Below are 23,982 nucleotides of genomic sequence, written 5' to 3'. Positions count from 1 at the left end.
GCCAACGCGGACTCAAAGTTCCCTGCCTTTCCATGACCGCACCGGGCCTGATTGTTGACGTTTACGTCAAGGTTAGTATAGCTTCATTCGGCTTGAACCGTTCAGGCAATGGCATAAGCTGCCGGACTGGAAGATGGAGGATGCTTCCGGTCAATGAGAGCCGGTCGACCAGGGCTCGACCGGCGCGGCGGCCGCAAGGGAGAGAGAGACACGATGAGCAGCATTTCCGTCCATCCGAACGGAGCAAAAGCGGACAAGCCCTGGCTTGCCACCTATCCCGATATGGTTCCGGCCGAACTGCCGCCGCTGGAATATGCCTCGCTTGCCGAGCTTTTGGAAAAATCCTGCGCCCGTTACGCCGACCGGACGGTTTTTTCGAGCATGGGCAGGGCGATGAGCTACCGCGAGCTCGAAAGCCAGACGCGCAAGGTCGCCGCCTGGCTGCAGAGCATCGGCCTCGAGAAAGGCGACCGCGTCGCGGTGATGATGCCGAATGTCCTGCAGAACCCCGTCGCCACCTATGCGATCCTTCGGGCCGGCCTGGTGGTCGTCAACGTCAATCCGCTCTATACGCCGCGCGAACTCGAACACCAGCTGCGTGATTCCGGCGCCAAAGCGATCTTCGTGCTGGAGAATTTCGCCCGTACCGTCGAGCAGGTCCTCAACAAGACTGACCTGCGCCATGTCGTCGTCACCTCGCTCGGCGAAATGCTGGGGCCGAAGGGGCTGATGGTCAATTTCGTCGTGCGCAAGGTAAAGAAGCTCGTTCCCTCCTGGTCGATCCCTCAGCATAAGAGCTTCGGTCAGGTGCTCAGCGAAGGCGCAAGGAAAAGTCTCCGCCCGGTCACGCTTGCGGGCGGCGACATCGCCTTCCTGCAATATACCGGCGGCACAACGGGCATTGCCAAGGGCGCGGTGCTCACGCATCAGAACCTGCTCGCCAACAAGCTGCAGCTGTCGCTCTGGCTGCGATCGGCTTTCCAGCGCAAGAAACAACCGGAGGTGCTGAACTTCCTCTGCGCGCTGCCCCTCTACCACATCTTCGCGCTGACGGTGAATTCGCTGATGGGCATGTCGCTCGGCGCCCACAATATCCTGATCGCCAACCCGCGCGATATTCCCGGCCTCGTCAAGGAATTCGGAAGGTCGAACATTCATATCTTCCCCGGCCTTAACACGCTGTTCAACGCGCTGATGAACAACGCCGAATTCGCCAAGCTCGATTTCTCCTCTCTCATCATGTCGCTTGGCGGGGGCATGGCCGTCCAGCGCCCGGTTGCCGAACGCTGGTTGAAGATAACGGGCACGGCGGTGACAGAGGGCTACGGCCTTTCCGAGACGTCGCCTGTCGCCACCGCCAATCGCTTCGATTCGCCCGAGTTCACCGGCTCGATCGGCCTGCCGCTTCCCTCGACCGAACTCGATATCCGCGACGAGGAGGGCCGTTCGCTGCCAACAGGCGAAATCGGCGAGATCTGCATCCGCGGGCCGCAGGTGATGGCCGGCTATTGGCAGAAGCCGGAGGAAACGGCGCGGGTGATGACATCAGACGGCTATTTCCGCTCGGGCGACATGGGCTTCATGGACGAGCGCGGTTACACCAAGATCGTCGACCGCAAGAAGGACATGATCCTCGTTTCCGGCTTCAACGTCTATCCGAACGAGATCGAGGAAGTCGCCGCCATGCATGCCGGCATCCTGGAGGCGGCGGCGATCGGCGTGCCGGACGGGCATTCCGGCGAGGCGGTCAAGCTCTTCGTCGTCAGAAAGGATCCGACCCTGACGGAGGCGGAGGTGAGGGCCCATTGCATCGCCAATCTTACCAACTACAAGCGCCCGCGTTTCATCGAATTCCGCGCCGAACTGCCGAAGTCGCCTGTCGGCAAGATCCTGCGCAAGGACCTGCGCGGCTAAATTTGACGATCTGATGAAATTAAAGCCCTCCGCTCGCCGCGGATGATTTTTCATATTTGGAGCGGCGGCTGAACTTGATTTGCGCCTGAGAAAGCGAATAGTTTCCGCAACCTTTCCGCCTCAAAAGGAGCCTCCCATGAACCCCATCGTCGAACAGCTGAAAAGCACCGCTGATGCCACCAAGGCGACCGATCTCCGCGCCGCCTTCGCCGCCGATCCGCAGCGCTTTTCGCGCTTTTCCGTCTCGCTCGACGATCTGCTGATGGACTTTTCCAAGACGGCGGTGAACGACGAGATCCTCAAGCTTTTGGTCAGGCTTGCCGAAGAAGGCGGCGTCGAGAAGAAGCGCGAGGAGATGTTCTCCGGCAAGGCGATCAACTTCACCGAGGACCGCGCCGTCCTGCACACGGCGCTACGCAACCGGTCGAATACGCCTGTTCTGGTGGACGGCAAGGATGTCATGCCTGACGTCAACGCCGTGCTTGCCGCCATGGGCAAGTTTGCCGACGACATCCGCTCCGGCACGCTGAAGGGCGTCACCGGCAAGACGATCACCGACGTCATCAATATCGGCATCGGCGGCTCCGATCTTGGCCCCGTCATGGCGACGCTGGCGCTTGCCCCCTTCCATGACGGCCCGCGCGCCCATTTCGTCTCCAATATCGACGGTGCCCATATTGCCGACATCCTGAAGCTGGTGCAGCCGGAAACGACGCTGTTCATCGTCGCCTCGAAGACCTTCACGACCGTCGAGACGATGACCAATGCGCAGACGGCGCGCAATTTCATCGCGAAGGCGCTCGGCGAATCGGCCGTGCAGCACCACTTCGCCGCCGTCTCGACGGCGCTCGACAAGGTCGCCGCCTTCGGCATCGACAGCGCCCGCGTCTTCGGCTTCTGGGATTGGGTCGGCGGCCGCTACTCGATCTGGTCGGCGATCGGCCTGCCGCTGATGATCGCGATCGGGCCTGAGAATTTCGGCAAGTTCCTCGACGGCGCGCATGCGGTCGACAACCACTTCCGTAAGGCGCCGATTACCGAAAACCTGCCGATGCTGCTCGGCCTGATCGGCTTCTACCACCGCAATGTGCTGAACTATCCCACCCGCGCCATCCTGCCCTACGACCAGCGCCTGTCGCGTTTCCCGGCCTATCTGCAGCAGCTCGACATGGAATCGAACGGCAAGGGCGTCACCATCGACGGCACGCCGGTCGAGGGCAATTCCGGCCCGGTCGTCTGGGGCGAACCCGGCACCAATGGCCAGCACGCCTTCTACCAGCTCATCCATCAGGGCACGAGCATCATCCCGGCCGAATTCATGATCGCCGCCAATGCCTTCGAGTCGGAGTTGCGCCACCAACACCAGCTCTTGATCTCCAACGTGCTTGCCCAGTCTGAAGCACTGATGAAGGGCCGCACCTTCGCGGAAGCCAAGAAGCAGCTGACCGACAAGGGCATGGACGACAAGAAGGCCGATTTCATCGCGCCGCACCGCGTCTTCCAGGGCAACCGCCCGTCGATCACCTTCGTCTACGACAAGCTGACCCCCTATGCGCTCGGCCGTCTGATCGCGCTCTACGAACATCGCGTCTTCGTCGAAGGCGTGCTCTTCCGCATCAACTCCTTCGACCAGTGGGGCGTCGAACTCGGCAAGGAACTGGCAACGGGCCTGCTGCCCGTCGTCGAGGGCAAAGAGAGTGCGGCGAGCCACGATTCCTCCACCCAGGGGCTGGTTGCGGCGCTGGCGAAGCTTGCGAAGTAAGTTTCGAAAGCCGGGCTCGCCCCTCACCCTAACCCTCGGGGTCGAGCCACTGGTCTCGACCCGTCCTGCGGAGCCTCGTAACCGGGCGAGGGAGTAGGGGAACGGAGAGGTCGCGGCGTATCCTCCTCGCCGGTGAGAAGAGGGAGGCGCGAGGCTGCGGTATATATCCCTTCGCCCCGCAAGCGGGTCTGAAGGGCGGTGCCGGCGGCTGGCAAGGAGCGGAGGCCGGCTTCAGCATTACCAGGAAATTCACGCGCCCGGGGCGGATCGGACGACAGCGTCATGCGGCCGCAAATGATGACCTGATATCGGCCAGGCCAGCGCATCGGTGTCGATGGGCTGTTGGTGCGAAACCGGATTGAACGTTCCGCTAATAGAAAATTGTAGAAAGAATTCTTTCAATCCACCGTCGTCGCCCTAGATTCAAGCAAAATCTGTGCGCAGGGTACTTCCGACGACATGGCCTATCAAACCGGGGACGACACCCCGTTTCACCGTTTTCCGAAGCCTATACATGGGCCACTCGCGTCCGGACGTGTCCTTTCGATGGCGGCGCCAGCATCGGATCGTCCCTGCCCCGTCCATAAGGCTCTCCAAGGCGCCCGGCACAGAGCGTTTTCACGTTTCATCATCACTAAAGGAAGCTCATGAGCCGTCTTATCGTCGTTTCCAATCGTGTCCCCATGCCAGCCAAGGATGGCAGTGCCGCGGCCGGCGGCCTCGCGGTTGCGCTGCAGGCAGCCCTGCAGGCGCGCGGCGGCATCTGGATGGGATGGTCGGGAGAGTCGAGCGGAGAAAGGGAGCCTGGCCCGCTCTCGCTGCTGCAGAAGGGCAACATCACCTATGCGCTGACCGATCTCACCGACACCGATGTCGAGGAATATTATCGCGGCTTTGCAAACCGCGTTCTCTGGCCGATCTGTCACTACCGCCTCGACCTCGCCGAATATGGCCGGAAGGAAATGGCCGGCTATTTCCGCGTCAACCGTTTCTTCGCGCACCGGCTGGCGCCGATGATCGAGAAGGACGACATCATCTGGGTTCATGATTACCACCTGATTCCGCTGGCCGCCGAACTGCGGCAAATGGGGCTGAAGAACAGGATCGGCTTCTTCCTGCACATTCCCTGGCCGCCGGCCGATATTCTCGTCACCATGCCCGTTCATGAAGAGATCATGCGCGGCCTCTCCCATTACGATCTCGTCGGCTTCCAGACCGATTACGACCTCCAGAACTTCGCCGGTTACTTGAGACGGGAGGGCATCGGCGACGACCTCGGAAACGGGCTGTTCGATTCCCACGGGCGGATTTTCAAGGCCGGCGCCTATCCGATCGGGATCGAGACTGCTGGATTCGCCGAATTCGCCGAGAAAGCCGCAAACAATGTCATGGTGCAAAAGACCCGGCGCAGCATCGAAGGCCGGGATATGATCATCGGCGTCGACCGCCTCGATTATTCGAAGGGCATCATTCAGCGGCTGGAAGCGTTCGAACGCTTCCTGACCACCAATCCCGCCTACCAGAACAAGGTCACCTATCTGCAGGTCACGCCGAAATCGCGATCGGAGGTCCCCGAATACGAGCATATGCAGAAGATGGTCGCCGAACAGGCCGGCCGCGTGAACGGCGGCATCGGAACGGTCGACTGGGTACCGATCCGCTATGTCAACCGATCGATCAGCCGCAACGTGCTCGCCGGCCTCTACCGCCTGGCGAGGATCGGGCTGGTGACGCCGTTGCGCGACGGCATGAACCTCGTCGCCAAGGAATATGTCGCCGCCCAGGATCCGGATCGCCCGGGCGTTCTGGTGCTGTCGCGCTTCGCCGGTGCGGCACGGGAGTTGAGGGGCGCGCTGCTGGTTAATCCCTATGATGTCGAGGGCACCGCCAATGCGCTTGCCCGCGGCCTTGCCATGTCGCTCGAGGAGCGCCGCGACCGCTGGAGCATGATGATGGAACACCTGCTCTCGCACGATGTCTCACTGTGGTGCGAAACCTTCCTGCGGGATCTGGTGACCGCTCCAGAGCTTCAACCGGGGGGGTGACTCCCGGATCGTTTCTTGATCGATCGGTGCCGACCGGTCCTTCGGATCCCCGACGGGAGAAGAGGGGATCGAAACGTTGCCGCATATCTCTTCTCCCCACGGGGAGAAGAGGAAATCGGAACGTCGCGGCACATTTCCTTCGCCCCGGAAGCGGGAGGAAGGTGCCGGCGGATGAGGGGCCGATGCTCGCTTAAGCCTTAAAGCCCGATCTCATGCGCCCATGGCGGATTGGCGCCGGCGCGGGAGACGGTGACGGCGGCCGCCTTGGCGCCGAGCGTCAGGGCGTTGCGCACCGCCTGTTCGTCGAGCGAGGCGACCTGTTCTTTGCTCAGCAGATTGTCCATCTTCAGCGAGGCCAGCACGCCGGCGTCGAAGGTATCGCCGGCGCCGACCGTGTCGACGACGGCAACGCGTTCACTCGGCACCGTCACCTTGCGATCCCTGGTATAGCCGGACGCGCCTTCGGCGCCCTTGGTGATGACGACGAGCTTGGCGCCGTGGGCGAGCCAATGGGCGGCGAGCGCGTCGTGGTCACCTTGGAGCCCGAACCAGTCGAGATCCTCGTCGGAAAATTTGACGATGTCGGCCTTTGCCGCCATGCGCCGGATGCGGGCCAGATGCGCCGGCTTGTCCTTGATGAAGCCCGGGCGAATGTTGGGGTCGAGCGAAATCACGCGGCGGGCGGCTTCGCGGTCGAGCAAGGCTTCGTACGTTTCGCCGCAGGGGCTCGGGATCAGGCTGATCGCGCCGAAATGCAGTGCTTCGCAATCATCGTCAAGCGTCGGCAGGTCCGCCTCGGTGATCATCCGGCCGGCCGTGCCTTCGTCATAGAAGGCATAGGTCGCCTGGCCGTTGACGAGCTTGACGAAGGCGATCGTCGAGGGCCGCGGAGTGATGGCGCATGGGCTGTAATCGACGTTGCTCGCCTTCAGCGTCGCCAGCAGGATTTCGCCCATCATGTCGTCGGCAATGCCGGTGAAGAAGGCGGTGGGAATGCCGAGGCGGCCGAGCGCGATGGCGGTGTTGAAGATCGCGCCGCCGGCATAGGGCGCAAAGCCCTTTTCGCCAAGCGTCGTGTCCCTCGGCAGCATGTCAATCAGGGCTTCGCCGCAGCACAAAATCATCGGATTCCTCCCAACAGCATTTCTATCTTCATCAAGCGCTTAAGTGAGCTTTTGTCAACCGATTAGAGCGAAAGCTCACTGACTCCACCATTCCTCGCCGACCATGCCAGCGGCGCGTCGAGGAAGGCCTCGACCTCTGCAAGCGTCTTGTCGTCGAAAAGCTTCTCTGCCCTGGCAACCGCAAGGACGCTGCGCCAGGTGGCGATGTGATGCAGCCTGACTTTGCCGTCGGCAAAACGCTGGTCGCCGAAAATGCCGTAGAAGAACAGCGCGATGCCGTGATCGACAATGCCGCCGGCGGCGCGAATGGCGTCGATGAACTTGAACATGCTGCCGCCAGCCGTCGTCAGGTCCTCGATGACGAGCACGCGCGAACCGTCCGGCATATTGCCTTCGATCTGGGCATTGCGGCCATGGCCCTTCGGCTGCTTGCGGACATAGATCATCGGCAGGCCGAGGCGATCGGCGAGCAGGGCGGCGAAGGGAATGCCGGCGGTCTCGCCGCCGGCGATGCAATCGAACTGCTCAAAACCGGCATCGCGCAAGAGCGTGCTGGCGGCAAAATCCATCACCGTCGAACGGATGCGCGGGTAGGACAAGAGCTTGCGGCAATCGATATAGACCGGGCTCGCCATCCCGGAAGAGAGCTTGTAAGGCTGGGCCGCATTGAAATGCACCGCCTTGATCTCCCAGAGCATCTTGGCCACCAGTTCGGCCATCAGGGCGCGGTCGGGAAATGTGGTCTGGATCATCGGGCTCTCCATCGGTTTTGCGTCTCCGGCAATAGCAGCAAGCGCCCACCGTTTCCAGACGCAGGCGAGCTATTACAGCAAGAGACGGCCGATATCGGGCCCTTGCATCGTCTTGAACAGGGCGATCGTTCGGGCCCCCTCCTCGGCATCCAGCGAAACGGCATAACGCACGGCGGCGGCAAGCAGCTGCATCGTCAGCCGGGCGATCGCCTGAAGTTCGCTGCGGTTCCGATCCGGCCAGAGGCGCACGAGCAGGGCGAGAAACGCCTGAGCATGGAATTCCATATCTTCGGCGTCGACCTGCTGCAGCAGCTTGTCGGTATGGGTCGCGTGCCAGATGTCGCGCATCACGGGCTCGCGGCGGAAGAAGGCGTAATATTCGTCGACGATCCTGGCGAGCGCGCCTGGCAGGGCCGCGGCGTCGACGACCTTCGCCAGTTCCGCCTCGACACAGCGCCGGCCCTCCTCGTTGAAGCGTTCGGCCAATGTCCGGATGATGGCGCTCTTGTCGGGGAAATACTGGTAGAGGGCGCCGAAGGAAAGGCCCGCCTTTTCGACGATCTCGCTCATCTTCAGGCCGTCGCTGCCATGACTTTCGATCAGTTCGGCGGCGACGGCGAGGATTTTTTCGAAACGCTCGCGGCCGCGCTGCTGGCGCGGGATGCGTCGCGGCTGGCCGCTATGCTCCTGGTGACGTCTGCGCGTTGCCGCCGGCTGCCCCGACATGTTCTCTCCTTTGCCTGTTGACAAAGAAAATAAGAGAGTTTATCCGATTTTACAAACAAGAGAGTTTCTCTTGTTTCATCAGGAAGGAGTTTCGACATGCAGATGGTCCTCATTCTTTCCCTCGTCGCCGCGGCGATCGGCAGCGGCTTGGTCGCCGGCATCTTCTTCGCCTTCTCCACCTTCATCATGACCGCCTTCTCGCGCATTCCGGCGGAACAGGGCATTGCCGCGATGAATTCGATCAACGTGACGATCGTCCGCTCGCCCTTCATGGCGCTGTTCGTACCGACGGCGATCCTCTGCCTGGTCATTGCTGTGCTGGCGCTGATCAACTGGCGCGGCGGGGCGTCCGCGCTGATGCTGGGGGGTGCAGCCCTCTATGTCTTTGCCTCCTTCCTCTCGACGATCATCTTCAACGTGCCGATGAACGACGCACTGGAAAAGGTCAGCGGCGGCGGCGCGGAAGCGGCGGCGCTTTGGACGACCTATCTCCGGGACTGGACGTGGTGGAACCATGTACGCACCATCGCCTCGCTGCTTGCCTCGGTCGCTTTTGTGCGGGCGCTGATGATGATTTAGCAGGGGCGCAGGCCTCATCCGAGAGCCTCGAGGATGAGGGACGTTGGAGGGTGCGGATATGGCATGACTTCGCGGCAACGGCATCGCGTGTGGTGACCGTCGCCACAGATACATTCTGCAACGGTCAGCCTTCAAACAGTTCGAGCATTCCGAAAGAGGAGTTGACCGACTGTCTCCTCGGTTATTTCTGCTCGCAAAAGACGATGCGATTACTGAAGGGATCGATGACGGTCATCTCCAGCCCCCAGGGCGCTTCCTCGACGCCGGGCTTCATATAGCGGTAATCCTTGCCGATGAGTTCGGCGTGATAGGCGCGCACATTGGCGACGCGGACGAAGGCCTTGGCGCCGGGGCTGGCGTCGCCGGAATGTTCGCTCAAGTGCAGCGCCATACCCTCACGCGACACCTGGCAATAGAGCGGGAAGTTTTCGCCGAAGCGATGTTCCCAGTCGAGCGTGAAGCCGAGGAAACCGCAATAGAATTCCATCGCCTTTTCGACCGAGAAGATACGGAAGATCGGCATCGGCGGCTCGATGCCGATGGCGGCGCGGCCTGAACCCGCCGCATCGATCTTGGCCGAGAGGATATTCCATTGCTCGAGCCCGAATTGCCGGGCGACGATTTCGAGCGTCTCGCTGTGGGTGAGAGAAATATTGCGGTTGGCAAGGGCTTGCCGCAATGTCTTTGCCATGAGCTTGGCATCGCGAAAATCGCGCATAGTGAATCCTTCCGTCGGCGGCAAACAGGACGATCAGTGCCCGCGTCTGCTGACCCGTTCGCCATCGATCGCCAAACGGCAAGGGATGTGAAGGATATCTCTGGATGCATTCACCATAACGCTGATGCGTCGCGGGCGGCTGGCCGCATCCGGCCAAGGGCGATCGTATGAGACGCGTCGTCCCGGATCAAGACGCCGTGCGCGATGCCTCGAGGGGCACCGCCTGCAGGTGGGCGGCAAGCTCGACGCGGTTGCGGCCGGCGCGCTTGGCGGCGTAAAGCGCCTTATCGGCGGCACTCAGCATGGTGTCGAAATCCAGTGGCTGCGAGCGGCCGGGCGCAACGCCGACGCTCACTGTGCATCTCAACACCTCACCGTCGATCGGAATCTCTCGCGCCTCGAAGGCCCTGCGGATCCGCTCAGCCGTCAGTTCGGCCCGGCCTGGCATGACCTCTTTCAGCACCAGCGCAAATTCTTCGCCCCCGAGCCTCGCGGCGGTATCGCCAGGGCGGCAATTGGCGGCGAGTTCCTCGGCGAAGACGGTGATCACGCGGTCGCCGCTCGCATGGCCATAGCGGTCGTTGACGGATTTGAAATGGTCGATATCGAAGACGATGATGGCGGTGGTCGATCCCATTGGGCGCGTGCCGTACTCGTCGAAGACGGCGCGGCGGTTGAGCAGGCCGGTCAGCGGATCGGTGATCGCCTCGAGGCGATGGCGGGCGGCGAGCCGCCATTGATGCAGCGCCAGCGACAGCGCGCCGATGCCGGTCATGCCGGCGATGCAGACGGCAAGGCTCAGATCCTCCGCCCAGTTGCTGGGCGCCTTGCCGAGCACCAGCTTGCCATCGGCAATCAGCACGGCGGCGCAGAGAACGAAGGAAATTGCCGTCAGCGTATAGAGCGCCGCGATGCCGAGCAGCGGCGCCGGGGCTTCGGCGCGGGCGAGCCAATATTGCCGGGCGGTGGCAAAGAGCAGCAGGGCGATGGCGAGATTGTCGGCGATGAAGGCAAGACCGTCATATCCGGCAACCATCGGCACGATCGAGAAGGTCATCGCCGCCAGGGCCCGGATGGCAGTGGCAACGATCGACAGGCGGCCGGTAAGGAACTGTTTGCCCGCGCCCCAGATGGTGGCGAAGCCGGCATGGAACAGCATGAAACTGCCAATGGCGAAGCCTGTATCAGGCCTGCTCACATAGGCGCTGTAGACGAAAATGCCGCTGACGACGAGGACCAGACCGATGGTGGCGGTGAGCAGCACGGTTTCGGCCCGGCGCACCAGCCAGCTTCCCATCAATGTGACGGCAAGGCAGGCCGCGGAGACGCCGAGCGCCAGCAAAAGGGAGTTGTAGTCAAGCATCATGCTTCTTCAGTCTCCGCAGCGGTGGCGCGCCAGATAATTGGCAACGTGGGGTTCCGCGGAGAGAAATGTCTTATGCACCCGTTAACAAATGATGCATTGCACAATGAAAATGTTAGGCGTCTAACGTCTGCGCGCCACTTAACATGAATATTCTATTTAAAATAGAAAAAGGCGGAAGCACCTCCTACGTCACTACCTGCCAATGCAGGGGAAACATCGGATCGAAGACCGTTACCGGGCCGGCGCCGGTTTCTATCTTGGCGGGAAAGACGACCGGCTCGGCCTGCTTCGACAGCGTGATCCGTTCCTCGTTCGGCTGAAGCCCGTACCAGGCCGGCCCGTTCAGCGAGGCGAAGGCTTCGAGCCTGTCGAGCGCACCCTCCTCCTCGAAGACATGGGCAAGGCAGCTCATCGTATTGATCGAGGTGTAGATGCCGGCGCAGCCGCAGGCGCATTCCTTCAGCGGATCGACATGCGGGGCGGAATCGGTGCCGAGGAAGAAGCGTTTGTCGCCGCTGACGGCGGCGGCGCGCAGCGCCAGCCGGTGGTTCTCGCGCTTGGCGACCGGCAGACAGTAATAATGCGGGCGGATGCCGCCGACGAGGATCGTGTTGCGGTTGATGATCAGATGGTGGGTGGTGATCGAGCCGGCGAGGTTTGATTTGGCCGCCTTGATGTAATCGATGCCGTCTGCGGTCGTCACATGCTCCATCGTCACCCTCAATTCGGGCAGGCGCCGGCGCAGCGGATCGAGCACGGTGTCGATGAAGACGGCCTCACGGTCGAAAATATCGACATCGGGCGTCGTCACCTCGCCATGGACGCAGAGCGGCAGACCGATCGCAGCCATGCGCTCCAGCACCGGCATCGCCTTCTCCATGTCACGCACGCCGCCATGCGAATTGGTGGTGGCGCCGGCGGGATAAAGCTTGACGGCGGTGATGAGGCCGCTCTTCGCACCCTCCGCCACATCGTCGGGGCTGGTGTGTTCGGTCAGATAAAGCGTCATCAGCGGCTGAAAGCGGTGGCCGTCCGGCAACGCCTTGAGGATGCGCTCGCGATAGGCCTTCGCATCCGCGGTGGTGACGACCGGCGGCACCAGATTGGGCATGATGATGGCGCGGGCGAAGGTGCGGCTCGTATCGGCGATCACGCCTTCCAGCATGGCGCCGTCGCGCAGATGCAGGTGCCAGTCGTCGGGACGTCGGATGGTGATCGATTGCATGGCAGGCCTCCGAAGCGATGCGTCTGCGGCCTGATAGCACTAAAGCGCGTCGCATTGAAATTGATTCATGCGAGGCGCTCCAACGCAATTTCCTGCATGTCGCCATCCCACCGCTGCACAAGTTCGGCCGGCATGGTCGTCAAGCCGATCGCCGCGACATTATGCCAGCGCGATCTCCAGCGTCACATCGGCCGGGCGGCGATTTTCGAGGATCAGCCGGCCGTTCGGCAGGTCGTTGCCGTAAACCTTGGCGCTAGCGGCCTCCTCATCGAGGTTGTAACCGCGCCAGCGTGCCCAGAGCCGCTCCTCGAGCACCGCGATCGGCGGCGCCAGCATGATCGAAAAATCGAAGATGCCGTCGAGCTCGGCCCATTTGCCCTGCGTGAAGAGCAGATAATTGCCCTCGACGATGATGAAACGGTCCTTGGGATCGATCGGCCGGGCCGAGGCGATGGCGAGTTCCCGGGAACGGTCGAAGACCGGCGCCAGAACCTCCTGGTCGGCCCGGCGGACGGCGCGGATGATATCGAGGAAGCCTCTGACATCGAAGGTCTCGGGAATGCCCTTGCGCGCCAAGAGGCCGCGCTCGATCAGGATGGCATTGCCCATGTGGAAGCCGTCCATCGGCAGGACTGCGGCGCTTTCGCCCTTGGCTTTCAGCGCCGCCGCCAGATTGTCGGCCATGGTCGATTTACCCGCCCCCGGCGGCCCGGCGACGGCGATCAGGAAACGCTTGGCATCGCCGGCGCGGGAAAGCACCTCGCCGGCGATGTCGTCGATGCGTACGCTCATGCCGCAACGGGCTCCGTCGGCACCGCCTTGGCGCCGGTCATGAAGGCGACGGCGTCGGACATGGTGTACTCCTTCGGATTGATCACCGTCAGGCGCCGGCCGAGACGGTGGATATGGATCCGGTCGGCGACCTCGAAGACATGCGGCATATTGTGCGAGATCAGCACGATCGGCAGGCCGCGGGCGCGCACGTCGAGGATCAGCTCCAGCACGCGCCGGCTTTCCTTGACGCCGAGCGCGGCCGTCGGTTCGTCCATGATGATGACCTTCGAGCCGAAGGCTGCGGCGCGGGCGACGGCGACACCCTGGCGCTGACCGCCGGACAGCGTCTCCACCGCCTGGTTGATGTTCTGGATGGTCATCAGGCCGAGTTCGGAGAGCTTGTTGCGCGCCAGCTTTTCCATGGCCGGCCGGTCGAGCATGCGGAACAGCGAGCCGAGCGGACCCTTTTTGCGGATCTCGCGGCCGAGGAACATGTTGTCGGCGATCGACAGCGCTGGCGACAGAGCAAGGTTCTGGTAGACGGTTTCGATGCCGGCTTCGCGCGCCTCCATCGGCGAGCGGAACTGCACCTGCCGGCCTTCGAGCGTAATCACGCCCTCGTCGGGGGTGACCGCACCTGAAATGGCCTTGATGAGCGACGACTTGCCGGCGCCGTTATCGCCGATGACGGCAAGGATTTCACCCGGGTAGAGGTCGAAATCGGCATTGTCGAGCGCGGTCACGCGTCCATAACGCTTGACGAGGCCGCGGGCGGTGAGAATGGGTTCGACAGCCATGGTCATACCGAAACCTTTCTGATCCACTGATCGATGGCGACGGCGGCGATGATCAGCACGCCGGTCAAAAGGACTTTCCATTGCGGATCGGCGCCGAGCATGTTGAGGCCCATCGACACGACGCCGACGATCATGGCCCCGAACAGCGTGCCGAGAATGGAACCGCGGCCGCCGAAGAGCGAGATGCCGCCGATCACGGTGGCGGTGATCGCCTGGAGGTTATAATCGGTCACCGCCGAGGACGGCGAAATCGAGCCGTTGCGGCCAATCGAGACCCAGGCAGCGAAGGCGGCGATGACGCCCGACAGTGTATAGACGGTGAGCAGCACCCTCTTCGTCTGGATACCGGAGAGCTTGGCGGCTTCCGGATCGTCGCCGACCGCATAGACATGCCGGCCCCAGGCGGTGTGGTTGAGCACATACCAGAGCAGCAGCACGAGCAGCACCATGGCAATAACGCCGAGGGTGAGCACGGCGCTGCCTACCTTGAAGCTCGCGGCGAAAAGATGCAGCAGCGGCGCCTGTTCGTCGACATCGGTGTCGCGGATCGTCTCATTGGCGGAATAGATAAAATTCGTCGCCATGACGATATTCCAGGTGCCGAGCGTGACGATGAAGGGCGGCAGCTTCATGAAGGCGACGAGGAAGCCGTTCAGCAGGCCGCACAGGCCGCCGACCAGCAGGCCTCCAATCACCGCGATCGGCGTCGGTATGCCGTAGGTGATGGCGACATTGCCCATGATGACGGCCGAGATCACCATGATGACGCCGATCGAAAGGTCGATGCCGGCCGTCAGGATGACCAGCGTCTGGGCGGCGCCAAGAATGCCGACGATGGCGATCTGCTGCAGGATCAGCGTCAGCGTATAGGACGAGAAGAAACGTCCGCCGAGCGCTACCCCGAAGATGATGATCGCCAGCACCAATACGATCAGCGGCACGGCGGCCGGTGTCGAGTGCAGAAAATGCTGGGCGCGCTTGATCAGCGGGACGCCCTGGTGCTCGAAGGAGGCGACGTTCTTGTCGCTGCCGTCGAGGACGCGTTCGAATTCCTGTGCTCCGGTCATGGTTCCTCCTCCGCATCCGCGCGCCGAACCCGCGCGGAGGCCGTCACCCCTGTTCATCCGTTCGTTGCTTAGCCGGTGGGCGACGGCACATCGTCCGTCCAAAACGGCCGGGGATCAAGCCCCGGCCGTCTGCTCTTTCAATAGATCGGGCTCAGCCCCAGCACTTGTCGGTGCCTTCCTTGGTGTCGATCGACTTGAGGCCGGAAACCGGCTTGTCGGTCACGAGCGAGACGCCGGTGTCGAAGAAGGACTTGCCTTCGGTCGGCTTCGGCTTTTCACCCGAGTCGGCGAACTTCTTGATCGCCTCGATGCCGAGCGATGCCATCAGCAGCGGATATTGCTGCGAGGTGGCGCCGATGACGCCTTCCTTGACCGACTTGACGCCCGGGCAGCCGCCGTCGACCGAGACGATCAGCACGTTCTTTTCCATGCCGACGGCCTTCAGCGCCTGGTAGGCGCCGACAGCGGCCGGCTCGTTGATCGTGTGGATGACGTTGATGCTCGGATCCTTCTGCAGAAGGTTTTCCATGGCCTTGCGGCCGCCTTCCTCGTTGCCGTTCGTCACGTCATGGCCGACGATGCGCTTGTCGTCTTCGTCGCCGATCTTGTCCGGGTTCTTCGGATCGATGCCGAAGCCCATCATGAAGCCCTGGTCACGCAGGACGTCGACCGTCGGCTGCGACGGCGTCAGGTCGAGGAAGCCGACCTTGGCGTCCTTGGCTTTGTCGCCGAGCGTTTCCTTGGCCCACTGGCCGATCAGCTTGCCGGCGAGCAGGTTGTCGGTGGCGAAGGTGGCGTCGGCGGCATCGGCCGGCTCGAGCGGCGTGTCGAGCGCGATCACCAGCAGGCCGGCGTCGCGGGCCTTCTTGACCGCAGGCACGATGCCCTTGGTGTCGGAGGCCGTCAGCAGAATACCCTTGGCGCCGTCGGCGATGCAGCTTTCGATCGCTGCGACCTGGCTTTCGCTGTCACCGTCGATCTTGCCGGCGTAGGACTTCAGCGAAACGCCGAGTTCCTTGGCCTTGGCCGTCGCACCTTCCTTCATCTTGACGAAAAAGGGATTGGTGTCGGTCTTGGTGATGAGGCAGGCGGAAACGTCAGCCGCCATCGCCGGAGCAGAAAAAGCGACACCGAGCGCGAGCGCGCCAAAAGCGAGAACTGATTTCTTCATGAACTCCTCCCAGAGTTTGCCGGCGCCGCCTCTGCGGGCCGGAATTTTCAAAATATGACACTTCGCTCAGTCGCTGTCGCTCCAAAGCCGCCCGTGCCCTTGACGATGGCAATTAAGAGCGAAAGAAATCCGCTTGTCAATAAATAAATCCAATTGAATTATTAATTCGATGTGGCATGCTCGACCGAATTAGGGTGCACAGCGAGCGCAGCGCGTTTCAGACGCGAAGGACGCTGTACCGCCTTGAGTTGCTGCATGTTTTTAAATCGCCTTCGATGAGGAGAAGGAGGCGAACGCTCGGGAGGAGCGGCCATGTCGTCTTTGGATGGACCGGAACACACACCGGTCCCGCCGCCAATTTTAAATCCGGCCGGTGGTGCTAACCAGGTCAGGGTGCGCGCCTATAACGAACGGCTCGTGCTGTCGCTGGTGCGCCTTTACGGCGCGCTGTCGAAGGCCGATATCGCGCGCCGCAGCGGGCTTTCGGCCCAGACCGTCTCGGTCATCATGCGGGTCCTGGAAAAGGAAGGGCTGCTGTCGCGCGGGGCGCCGGTGCGCGGCCGGGTCGGCCAGCCGTCGATCCCGATGCATCTCAATCCCGACGCCGTCTATTCCTTCGGCCTGAAGATCGGTCGGCGCAGCGCCGATCTGGTGCTGATGGATTTCGTCGGCCGCATCCGGATGCAGCTGCACCGGACCTATGCCTATCCGCTGCCGCATGAAATCCTCGCCTTCGTCACCTCGGGCATCCGCGAGATCGAAGACCAGCTCGACGAAAAGCAGCGCGGCCGCATTGCCGGCCTCGGCATCGCCGCGCCTTTCGAACTCTGGAACTGGGCCGATGAGGTCGGAGCGCCGCCGGGCGCCATGGAGGTCTGGCGGGATGTCGACCTGCAGGCCGATATCGCCGCGCGCGTCTCCCATCCCGTCTTCCTGCAGAATGATGCGACCAGCGCCTGTGGCGCCGAACTCGTCTTCGGCGTCGGCCCGTCCTATCCCGACTTCGTCTATTTCTTCATCGGCTCCTTCATCGGCGGCGGCATCGTCCTGAATTCGGCGATCTTTTCCGGCCGTACCGGCACGGCGGGCGCAATCGGGCCGCTGCCGGTGCGCGACAGGAACGGCGAAACCAAGCAATTGCTCGAAATCGCCTCGATCTTCGTGCTGGAAAACATGCTGCGTGAGCGCGGCATCGATCCCGAGCCGCTCTGGTATTCGGCCGACGACTGGGTGGATTTCGGCGAGCCGATGGAGGCATGGATCCAGGACACCGCCAAGGCGCTCGCGCAGGCGATCGTCGCCGCCGCCTCGATCGTCGATTTCAGCGCCGCCGTCATCGACGGCGGCTTTCCCCATTGGGTGCGCAGCCGCATCGTGCAGGCGACGATCGACGAAGCCGCCAAGCTCGACCTGCAGGGCGTCGTCATGCCCGAAATCATCGAGGGCGCGGTCGGCGCGCAGGCACGCGCCATCGGCGGCGCCAGCCTGCCGATCTTTGCGCGCTATCTCACCGACCAGAACGTACTCTTCAAGGAGGTAGACCATGCTGAAGGGACTTGATCCGCTCTTGAGCCCGGAATTGCTTTTCACACTTCGGGCCATGGGCCACGGCGACGAAATCGCCATCGTCGACGGCAATTATCCCGGCGTCGAAGATGCCCGCCGGCTGATCCGGCTCGACGGCCACCACCTCATCCCGGTGCTCAACGCCGTGCTCAGCGTGCTGCCGATCGACGATTTCGTGCCGGAAGCGATCTTCCGCTCGACTGTCAAGGCCGAGCGCGACAAGCTCGATCCGGTGCATGAGGAGATGATCGACTGCTGCGCCCGCCACGAGCCGCATCGCCAGGTGGTGCCGCTGGTCGGCCAGGATTTCTACGGTCGGGTGCGGGCCGCCCATGCGCTGATCCAGACCAGCGAGCCCAGGCTCTATGCCAACATCATCCTGCGCAAGGGGGTGATCTATCCGAAGGAGGCAGGCGCCCAGCCGGGCGAGGTCGATCCGTTCGTCTACTAAAGCGTCGGGGCGCTTCCGTCACCCGTCGATTTCGACTTCCGCTTCGCAGTTCACCGGCGCATTCAAGGGGATGGCCATGCCGATGGACGAGCGGGCATGGGCGCCGACATCAGGCCCGTACAGCGCCAGGATCAGATCCGAATAGCCGTTGGTGACCAGCGGCGTTTCGTTGAAGTCAGAAGCAACGTTCACCATGGCGAAGACGCGAAGCCATGCCGTGACCCGATCGAGGTCTCCGAGGGCCCGCTTGAGGCTGGCGAGATGGGCGAGCGCAACGAGCTGCGCCGACGCGTAGCCCTCCTCCGGCGAAACCTCGGCGCCCACCTTGCCAAGGGGATTTGCCAGTGTTCCATCGCGGTTGCACGCGACATGACCGGAAATGTAAGCGCGCGTGCCGCGCAGGCGAACCCAGGCGAAGGGCAAACGCAGCCCCTCGCGAACCTTCAAAGGCTCGGGCAATTCCAGACCCATTTCGGCCAGACGTTGTTCGATGATGGCCATAATGCACCTCCCGGTGTGGTTGGAGCATGCCGCGCAAAAGCCTGCGGCGGTTTTGCGCCCCGGAGCCGTTGCAGGGTTCCGGGCGACATGCATCAGGGGACGATCGTGTCGAGCTCCGGCATGAGAACGACGCTCTCATTGGCTGCGGGGTCGTTGCGAGCGCCGAGAAATTCGGCGTCTTCGCTGCTGCGGTTGACGGCGACATGCGGAACGCCGGCCGGAATGAACAGGTAATCGCCGGGGCGAACCGTTTCACACCGTTCCAGCGCTGCTCCCGACCAGATCTCGATCTCCCGACCGGCGGTCATCAAAAGCGCCGTCTCGTGTCCCTCATGGCGGTGGGCGCCGGTTCGCCGCCCCGCGGGCAGCGAAATCGTCCCGAGCCACAGCATGGTTGAGCCGGTGCTTTCAGCCGAGACGCCGGAACAATAGACCGATCCCTGCCTGGCGACATGGCTGCCGTCGGCGCGCACGACGCTCGCAAGGAATGGTTCGGATTTCTTCGATTGCGTTGCCTGGTTCGTCATCGCTCTCACCACTTCGACCGCTGCGATGGCGCCACTCTGCGCGCTCAGCCGGCGCAAGTCCTGAAGCAGAGCCGAAAAATTCCGAAAAGCTGCGAAATCGGCGTATCATTGCGGCCATGAACACGCAGCCCCTTGCATTCGGTCACCTCAGGTTCATTGCCGAGAACGGATGTCTGCTCCGCGACAACAGGCCTGTCGCCATCGGCGCCCGCGGCGCCTCGCTGCTCGCCGCACTGCTTTCGGCACAGGGCGGTGTGGTCTCGAAGTCCGCCCTGATGGACGCCGTTTGGCCGGGATTGGCCGTCGAGGAAAGCAATCTTTCCGTTCAGATTGCCGCCCTTCGCAAGCTGCTCGGACCCGCATCGGACGGCGGCGAATGGATCGTCACGGTCCCTCGGGTCGGCTACAGATTTTCCGGTGAGGTGGAGAGCCGCACTGACGGCGCCGATAGCGGCCGGCATGCCGAGGCCGGTCCGATCCCGGGAATTGCCGTCCTGCCGTTCGAAAATCTGGGCGGCGATGCTGAAAGACAATATCTCGCCGACGGTGTCGCCGACGACCTGATCATGGCGCTTGCCCGGTTCAGATGGTTCCGCGTCGCTTCACGGGGGGCGAGTTTCAGCAGGAGGAATGGCTCGAAGGATCCGCAGTCTGTCGCGCGCGACCTCGGCGTCGATTTCCTGGTGGATGGGGCGATCCGCCAGAGCGGCAATCGAATCCGCATATCGGTGCACCTCGCCGAGACCGCGAAAGGCGCCACGATCTGGTCCGAACATTACGATCTTCAGCTGGCCGAGCTCTTCGCCGTGCAGGACGCCATCGCCGAGCGGATTGCAGCGGCGGTCGAACCCGAGCTGCTGCTGCGCCACGGGCTTCCGGTTGCTCCCCATACCGGCAACATCACGGCCTGGGATCTCGTGCGGCAAGGCACGTTCAATTTTCACAAGGTCACGCAGCCCACCCACCTTCTCGCACGCCGATCCTTCCGCGACGCGGCTGGGCTCGACCCCATGCTTCCGGAAGCGCAGATCTGGCGGGCGCGGGTGAATGCCGGCCTGATCGCCTACGGCTGGACTGATAACCCTGCGGAAGACGGCAAGGAAGGATTGGATGCGGCGCTGCGGGCCATCTATCTCGACGCGCGAAATCCGTACTCACACTATGCGCTGGCGATCGTGTCGGTTTACACGGGCAGACCCGAGCAGGCGATCCTGGCGGCGGAACGGGCGATCGAGCTCGGTTCGAGCTTCGCCCTGGGGCATCTCGTCCTCGGCATGGCTCGCCTGTTTTGCGGCGATGCGGCCGGCGCGCTGAAGCCCTTGGCGCACGGCCTCGAACTCAACCCGCACGATCCGCAGAACGGCGTCTGGTTCAGCCTGCTGATGCTCGCACGGTTCTTTTCCGGCGACGTCGACGGCGCGCTCGAGACCGGGCGTACGGCGCTGAAGGCGCGGCCTGACTGGCCGGCGCTGCTGCGCATTCAGGCGTGCTGCCACCGGGCCTTGGGAGATCGCCAGCAGGCGCACCGCTTTGCCGCCGCGGCAAGCGATCTTCCCGAACCAGCCGGCGATGCGCTCGGTCCGTTCAGAGCTGGCAACACGGAATGGGCGGTCCGCCTGAACGGGCTGCTGCGCGAGGCGGAGCTTTGAACCGGTTGACCGCTTGGAGCAAAATGAAGGAGATGGTTCGTCGCGAATCGGGCTCGAAACGCAACCCCGCACCTCTGAAAGGAGAGAGCAATGGACGGCGATGTCAAAATTCTTCAACACATCTACGAGCGCTTCAACTCACGGGACATAGACGCCGTGCTGGCAGCGCTGGCCGAAGATGTCGTCTGGGCCAACGGCATGGATGGCGGCCACGTCCATGGGCGCGAGGCGGTGCGGGAATATTGGACGCGTCAGTGGTCGATGATTGATCCCCACGTCGAGCCCTTCGGTTTTCACCGGACAGCGGACGGCGCAATCATCGCCGACGTCCGGCAGTCGGTCCGTGACCTGCAAGGCCAACCGCTTCAAGGACAGAAGACGGTCGGGCACATGTTCCGGTTCCGGGACGGCAAGGTGACCCGCTTCGACATTCGGGATGCCGCCTGAATTCGGCGAGCCGGATCACCCCCCCTCTCCCCGACGGGCCTTTGATGGCCAAGATGTAGCACGTCGGTTTCGGCGTCGAGCGCAATGAGCCGCGTCCAATTTGCGACGAAGATATCCGTTGCGCGCAGCGAACCGTCCACGTCTCGGACCCGGAAACGCGCGGTTAACCTTCGAAGACCACACTGATATTCCGGACTTTTCGATGCCGCGCAGCTAACCGATATCGAATTGCCGACGCTTTCACTCCGCCCAAATGAGTTGTGGCGGCCTTCTATCCCGTCGATGCCGTCCTACGGCGACGGGGTTGCCGATGGAAAACTGTCGCGGACGATGCGGTCTGCTGGCTGGCCATGATGGCTCTTCACACACCAGGAGCCTGTTCATATGCCTCGCATCCGACCCACCAGACCGCAGATGGAGATATTGGCCTGGCTCCTGATCTTCCTGCTTCTCTTCTGCCTGTCCTGGCGCTTCCAATGGCATGAGGGGCTGGATGAGTTCATCGAGAAGCATGATGACTTTCCGCTGGACCACGCGCTGCTTGCCCTCAACATGTCCGGCTTTCTCGGGCTGATCTACTCGGCGCTGAGGATCCGGGATCTCTCGATAGAGGTTAACCGCAGGCTGCAGGCCGAAAAGAACGTGGACTGGATTGCCTGTCACGACACGCTGACCGAATTGCCTAACCGCAGATTTCTGGAGTCCGTCTGCGCGCAATCGATGATCGATCAACGGGCGCCCGAAAGCTATGCCGTGTTCAGCATCGATCTCGACGGCTTCAAGAAGATCAACGACCTCCTCGGGCACGATCACGGCGATGCGGTGCTGAAGGCCGTCGCTCAGCGGCTTTCTTCCCTCTTTCCGCGTGAGCGCGTTTTCCGCCTCGGTGGCGACGAGTTCGTCGTTCTGGCGCGGCGCACCGGAAATGCCGATCTCGTCGCTTTGGGGAACCGCATCGTGAACGCGATCAGCAAGCCCTTCACATTCAATGGCGTCGCCGTCGATCTCGGCGCCAGTGTCGGACTCGCGCTCCATCCTGAAAACGGCGACGATCTAAGCCAGGTCATTCGCCATTCGGACTGTGCGATGTATGTGGCGAAAAAGCAGGGGCGCAATCTGGTGAAGCCCTTCGTCCCTTCGATGCAGGAGGAGTTGGCGAAGCGGATCCGGGTGGAAGCGAATCTGCGAGCCGCCATCAAGAACGCTGAGATCGTTCCTTATTACCAACCTCTCGTCGACCTGAAGACGAAGGAAATTATCGGCTTCGAAGCGCTGGCGCGCTGGAAGACGGCATCCGGCGAATTCATCCCGCCGAACGAGTTCATTCCCGTGGCGGAAGAGGCCGGTCTGATCGTCGACCTGACGGACCAACTGCTGCGCCGCGCCTGTGGCGATGCGCTTTCCTGGCCAAATCATCTGGTTCTGTCGTTCAACCTGTCTCCGATCCAGCTGAGCGACCGGTTGCTGGGCCTCAGGATTCTGAAAATATTGGGCGATGTCGGCCTGCCCGCGCACAGGATCGAGCTGGAGGTGACGGAGAGCGCCATCATCCAGGATGCCGTCACCGCACGAATCGTCCTCGACGATCTGGTGAACGCCGGCGTCCGGATTGCTCTCGACGACTTCGGCACGGGCTATTCCAGCCTCTCGCAGCTCTCGAACTACCGGTTCGACAAGATCAAGATCGACCGGAGTTTCGTCGCTTCGTTCCAAACCAACGACAAGCAGGACAAGGTGATCAAGGCCATTATCGCTCTCGGCGCGGGCCTCGGCGTGACGATAACGGCCGAAGGCATCGAAGAGGAAAGCCAACTTCAACGGCTTCAGGATCTCGGCTGCGATATCGGCCAAGGTTACCTGCTTGGCAGGCCGGCGCCGGCCGAGAGCCTTGCCGCAGATCAGGTCAGCGCCAGGATAGCGCAACGTCGCTGATGCGCCGACGGGTCGAGGCTGGCTTGGAAGTCTTGTCGCACTGTTTCGAAAGACGAGCGGCCAGTATTAAACAAATGGTCAGGTGGGCTCGCGTGTCATGCTGCACATCTTCTGTTTTCGCCTGTCTTCAGCGCAAGACCGCTGCACGCATTTGCGCGACATGCTCTAGACTTCGGCAGTTTGCCGATTTACGCTGGTATTCGCGAGCCTGAAACTGCATCAGGTCTCGGCCCTTGCGCAACGCCGACCGCAGTGAGTCTCGGTTCCGGCCTGCTCCTCAGCCCACAATGTCAACGTATCTCACCGCGCAAGCGGAAGGAGTTTCCATGGCCGATGCCCAATGCGCCTGTGGCGCTCTCCAATTGAAGTTTAGCGAACCACCACGATTGACCGCGCTGTGTCACTGTTATGCCTGCCAGCGGCGAACCGGTGCACCATTCAGCGCCAATGCGTTCTACTCGATTGACTGTGTCGAAATATCTGGAACGTCTACGGAATTCATTCGGACCGCCGACAGCGGTCGTCAGGTCCGCATGCATTTCTGTCCAACGTGTGGGTCGACCGTCTATTGGAAGGTCGATGCCGCGCCACTTTGGATCGGGGTGGCGATCGGGTCACTTGCCGACCCGGCCTTTGCGCCGCCTGAACTATCGGTATTCGAGCAATCGAAACATGGATGGGTGCAGCTTGCGGAAACGGTCGAGCATTTCCAGGGCCGTCCAAGCGGCCGGACTTAAATCAAGCTGGGAGCCTCGGTCCAAGGTCATTGCGGTCCGGTTGCGCATAATGGCTGCCACTCACCCTAACCCTTACCTGGGTCGAGCCACTGGTCTCGACCCGTCCTGCGGACCCCCGTAAACGGGGCGAGGGGACATGCCCTGCGAGAGGT

At 62.4% G+C, this 23,982-nt stretch carries 22 protein-coding genes; 10 read left to right on the top strand and 12 right to left on the bottom strand.

What is annotated here, in order from left to right; genetic code table 11:
* Positions 1-213 precede the first annotated feature (213 nt).
* From NL154_RS00575 to otsA, 3 genes are all read left to right on the top strand, one after another.
* On the top strand, positions 214-1,914 hold the full coding sequence (locus NL154_RS00575; protein ID WP_221145859.1) for a long-chain fatty acid--CoA ligase: 1,701 nt from the start codon (positions 214-216) through the stop codon (positions 1,912-1,914).
* 136 nt (positions 1,915-2,050) lie between these two features.
* Positions 2,051-3,676: a glucose-6-phosphate isomerase gene (gene pgi / locus NL154_RS00570; protein ID WP_434733421.1), complete on the top strand. Its 1,626-nt coding sequence runs from the start codon at positions 2,051-2,053 to the stop codon at positions 3,674-3,676.
* A 647-nt stretch (positions 3,677-4,323) separates the two neighbouring features.
* Positions 4,324-5,721, top strand: a complete 1,398-nt coding sequence (gene otsA, locus NL154_RS00565; protein WP_434733420.1) for an alpha,alpha-trehalose-phosphate synthase (UDP-forming) — start codon at positions 4,324-4,326, stop codon at positions 5,719-5,721.
* 197 nt (positions 5,722-5,918) lie between these two features.
* On the opposite strand, the gene NL154_RS00560 is transcribed toward otsA, so the two are convergent.
* The 3 genes from NL154_RS00560 to NL154_RS00550 form a co-directional block, all read right to left on the bottom strand.
* The gene (locus NL154_RS00560) at positions 5,919-6,845 is read right to left on the bottom strand and encodes a carbohydrate kinase family protein (RefSeq protein ID WP_434733419.1); all 927 of its coding nucleotides are present in this window, start codon (positions 6,843-6,845) and stop codon (positions 5,919-5,921) included.
* A gap of 62 nt (positions 6,846-6,907) precedes the next feature.
* The gene (locus tag NL154_RS00555; RefSeq protein ID WP_434733418.1) at positions 6,908-7,597 is read right to left on the bottom strand and encodes an orotate phosphoribosyltransferase; all 690 of its coding nucleotides are present in this window, start codon (positions 7,595-7,597) and stop codon (positions 6,908-6,910) included.
* Between the two features lie 72 nt (positions 7,598-7,669).
* On the bottom strand, positions 7,670-8,323 hold the full coding sequence (locus NL154_RS00550; RefSeq protein ID WP_434733417.1) for a TetR family transcriptional regulator: 654 nt from the start codon (positions 8,321-8,323) through the stop codon (positions 7,670-7,672).
* A 96-nt stretch (positions 8,324-8,419) separates the two neighbouring features.
* On the opposite strand from NL154_RS00550, the gene NL154_RS00545 reads away from it, so the two are divergent.
* Positions 8,420-8,902, top strand: coding sequence for a DUF1772 domain-containing protein (locus NL154_RS00545; RefSeq protein WP_434733416.1), 483 nt, complete (start codon positions 8,420-8,422; stop codon positions 8,900-8,902).
* A gap of 181 nt (positions 8,903-9,083) precedes the next feature.
* Here NL154_RS00545 and NL154_RS00540 read toward each other — a convergent pair whose 3' ends face one another.
* The 7 genes from NL154_RS00540 to NL154_RS00510 form a co-directional block, all read right to left on the bottom strand.
* Positions 9,084-9,620, bottom strand: a complete 537-nt coding sequence (locus tag NL154_RS00540) for a glyoxalase superfamily protein (protein ID WP_434733415.1) — start codon at positions 9,618-9,620, stop codon at positions 9,084-9,086.
* A 187-nt stretch (positions 9,621-9,807) separates the two neighbouring features.
* Positions 9,808-10,986 carry a GGDEF domain-containing protein gene (locus NL154_RS00535; protein WP_434733414.1) on the bottom strand — a complete coding sequence of 393 codons (1,179 nt, stop codon included), beginning with the start codon at positions 10,984-10,986 and terminating at the stop codon, positions 9,808-9,810.
* A gap of 184 nt (positions 10,987-11,170) precedes the next feature.
* Positions 11,171-12,211, bottom strand: a complete 1,041-nt coding sequence (pyrC, locus tag NL154_RS00530) for a dihydroorotase (RefSeq protein WP_210629377.1) — start codon at positions 12,209-12,211, stop codon at positions 11,171-11,173.
* Positions 12,212-12,370: 159 nt separating this feature from the next.
* A complete protein-coding gene (locus NL154_RS00525) occupies positions 12,371-13,003 on the bottom strand; it encodes a nucleoside triphosphate hydrolase (protein WP_434733413.1) in 633 nt (210 codons plus the stop codon).
* Positions 13,000-13,782, bottom strand: a complete 783-nt coding sequence (locus NL154_RS00520) for an ATP-binding cassette domain-containing protein (protein WP_210631700.1) — start codon at positions 13,780-13,782, stop codon at positions 13,000-13,002. The genes NL154_RS00525 and NL154_RS00520 overlap by 4 nt, the downstream gene beginning before the upstream one ends.
* A gap of 2 nt (positions 13,783-13,784) precedes the next feature.
* A complete protein-coding gene (locus NL154_RS00515) occupies positions 13,785-14,849 on the bottom strand; it encodes an ABC transporter permease (protein ID WP_221153833.1) in 1,065 nt (354 codons plus the stop codon).
* 151 nt (positions 14,850-15,000) lie between these two features.
* Entirely contained in the window at positions 15,001-16,020 is a 1,020-nt protein-coding gene (locus NL154_RS00510; protein ID WP_184460047.1) for a sugar ABC transporter substrate-binding protein, read from the bottom strand.
* Between the two features lie 312 nt (positions 16,021-16,332).
* Here NL154_RS00510 and NL154_RS00505 point away from each other — a divergent pair, with 312 nt between their 5' ends.
* Positions 16,333-17,580 (top strand): ROK family transcriptional regulator, encoded by a 1,248-nt coding sequence (locus NL154_RS00505; protein ID WP_210629380.1) that lies wholly within the window; start codon positions 16,333-16,335, stop codon positions 17,578-17,580.
* Positions 17,564-18,037: an RbsD/FucU family protein gene (locus NL154_RS00500; protein WP_434733412.1), complete on the top strand. Its 474-nt coding sequence runs from the start codon at positions 17,564-17,566 to the stop codon at positions 18,035-18,037. Before NL154_RS00505 ends, NL154_RS00500 begins: the two co-directional genes overlap by 17 nt.
* 18 nt (positions 18,038-18,055) lie before the next feature.
* Here NL154_RS00500 and NL154_RS00495 read toward each other — a convergent pair whose 3' ends face one another.
* A complete protein-coding gene (locus tag NL154_RS00495; RefSeq protein ID WP_221163597.1) occupies positions 18,056-18,538 on the bottom strand; it encodes a RidA family protein in 483 nt (160 codons plus the stop codon).
* A 92-nt stretch (positions 18,539-18,630) separates the two neighbouring features.
* Positions 18,631-19,065, bottom strand: a complete 435-nt coding sequence (locus NL154_RS00490; RefSeq protein ID WP_434733411.1) for a cupin domain-containing protein — start codon at positions 19,063-19,065, stop codon at positions 18,631-18,633.
* A gap of 116 nt (positions 19,066-19,181) precedes the next feature.
* On the opposite strand from NL154_RS00490, the gene NL154_RS00485 reads away from it, so the two are divergent.
* The 4 genes from NL154_RS00485 (at position 19,182) to NL154_RS00470 (ending at position 23,830) form a co-directional block, all read left to right on the top strand.
* Positions 19,182-20,714, top strand: a complete 1,533-nt coding sequence (locus NL154_RS00485) for a winged helix-turn-helix domain-containing tetratricopeptide repeat protein (RefSeq protein WP_434733410.1) — start codon at positions 19,182-19,184, stop codon at positions 20,712-20,714.
* Between the two features lie 90 nt (positions 20,715-20,804).
* Positions 20,805-21,161, top strand: coding sequence for a nuclear transport factor 2 family protein (locus tag NL154_RS00480; RefSeq protein ID WP_210629385.1), 357 nt, complete (start codon positions 20,805-20,807; stop codon positions 21,159-21,161).
* A gap of 384 nt (positions 21,162-21,545) precedes the next feature.
* Positions 21,546-23,093 (top strand): putative bifunctional diguanylate cyclase/phosphodiesterase, encoded by a 1,548-nt coding sequence (locus tag NL154_RS00475; RefSeq protein ID WP_221124282.1) that lies wholly within the window; start codon positions 21,546-21,548, stop codon positions 23,091-23,093.
* 326 nt (positions 23,094-23,419) lie between these two features.
* Positions 23,420-23,830, top strand: coding sequence for a GFA family protein (locus NL154_RS00470; RefSeq protein ID WP_434733409.1), 411 nt, complete (start codon positions 23,420-23,422; stop codon positions 23,828-23,830).
* The last annotated feature ends 152 nt before the right edge of the window (positions 23,831-23,982 follow it).

The sequence above is a fragment of the Rhizobium sp. YTUHZ044 genome (assembly GCF_051123975.1).
Lineage (GTDB): Bacteria > Pseudomonadota > Alphaproteobacteria > Rhizobiales > Rhizobiaceae > Rhizobium.
The sequence above is the reverse complement of the archived record's forward strand: the minus strand, read 5'-3'. Positions and strand labels throughout refer to the sequence as shown.

Coding starts and splice junctions, on each gene's coding strand:
- NL154_RS00520 (WP_210631700.1), bottom strand. CDS start 13,782: ATGGCTGTCGAACCCATTCTCACCGCCCGCGGCCTCGTCAAGCGTTAT.
- otsA (WP_434733420.1), top strand. CDS start 4,324: ATGAGCCGTCTTATCGTCGTTTCCAATCGTGTCCCCATGCCAGCCAAG.
- pgi (WP_434733421.1), top strand. CDS start 2,051: ATGAACCCCATCGTCGAACAGCTGAAAAGCACCGCTGATGCCACCAAG.
- NL154_RS00485 (WP_434733410.1), top strand. CDS start 19,182: ATGAACACGCAGCCCCTTGCATTCGGTCACCTCAGGTTCATTGCCGAG.
- NL154_RS00545 (WP_434733416.1), top strand. CDS start 8,420: ATGCAGATGGTCCTCATTCTTTCCCTCGTCGCCGCGGCGATCGGCAGC.
- NL154_RS00540 (WP_434733415.1), bottom strand. CDS start 9,620: ATGCGCGATTTTCGCGATGCCAAGCTCATGGCAAAGACATTGCGGCAA.
- NL154_RS00535 (WP_434733414.1), bottom strand. CDS start 10,986: ATGATGCTTGACTACAACTCCCTTTTGCTGGCGCTCGGCGTCTCCGCG.
- NL154_RS00575 (WP_221145859.1), top strand. CDS start 214: ATGAGCAGCATTTCCGTCCATCCGAACGGAGCAAAAGCGGACAAGCCC.
- NL154_RS00475 (WP_221124282.1), top strand. CDS start 21,546: ATGCCTCGCATCCGACCCACCAGACCGCAGATGGAGATATTGGCCTGG.
- NL154_RS00515 (WP_221153833.1), bottom strand. CDS start 14,849: ATGACCGGAGCACAGGAATTCGAACGCGTCCTCGACGGCAGCGACAAG.
- NL154_RS00495 (WP_221163597.1), bottom strand. CDS start 18,538: ATGGCCATCATCGAACAACGTCTGGCCGAAATGGGTCTGGAATTGCCC.
- NL154_RS00490 (WP_434733411.1), bottom strand. CDS start 19,065: ATGACGAACCAGGCAACGCAATCGAAGAAATCCGAACCATTCCTTGCG.
- NL154_RS00525 (WP_434733413.1), bottom strand. CDS start 13,003: ATGAGCGTACGCATCGACGACATCGCCGGCGAGGTGCTTTCCCGCGCC.
- NL154_RS00500 (WP_434733412.1), top strand. CDS start 17,564: ATGCTGAAGGGACTTGATCCGCTCTTGAGCCCGGAATTGCTTTTCACA.
- NL154_RS00550 (WP_434733417.1), bottom strand. CDS start 8,323: ATGTCGGGGCAGCCGGCGGCAACGCGCAGACGTCACCAGGAGCATAGC.
- NL154_RS00510 (WP_184460047.1), bottom strand. CDS start 16,020: ATGAAGAAATCAGTTCTCGCTTTTGGCGCGCTCGCGCTCGGTGTCGCT.
- pyrC (WP_210629377.1), bottom strand. CDS start 12,211: ATGCAATCGATCACCATCCGACGTCCCGACGACTGGCACCTGCATCTG.
- NL154_RS00505 (WP_210629380.1), top strand. CDS start 16,333: ATGTCGTCTTTGGATGGACCGGAACACACACCGGTCCCGCCGCCAATT.
- NL154_RS00555 (WP_434733418.1), bottom strand. CDS start 7,597: ATGATCCAGACCACATTTCCCGACCGCGCCCTGATGGCCGAACTGGTG.
- NL154_RS00470 (WP_434733409.1), top strand. CDS start 23,420: ATGGCCGATGCCCAATGCGCCTGTGGCGCTCTCCAATTGAAGTTTAGC.
- NL154_RS00560 (WP_434733419.1), bottom strand. CDS start 6,845: ATGATTTTGTGCTGCGGCGAAGCCCTGATTGACATGCTGCCGAGGGAC.
- NL154_RS00480 (WP_210629385.1), top strand. CDS start 20,805: ATGGACGGCGATGTCAAAATTCTTCAACACATCTACGAGCGCTTCAAC.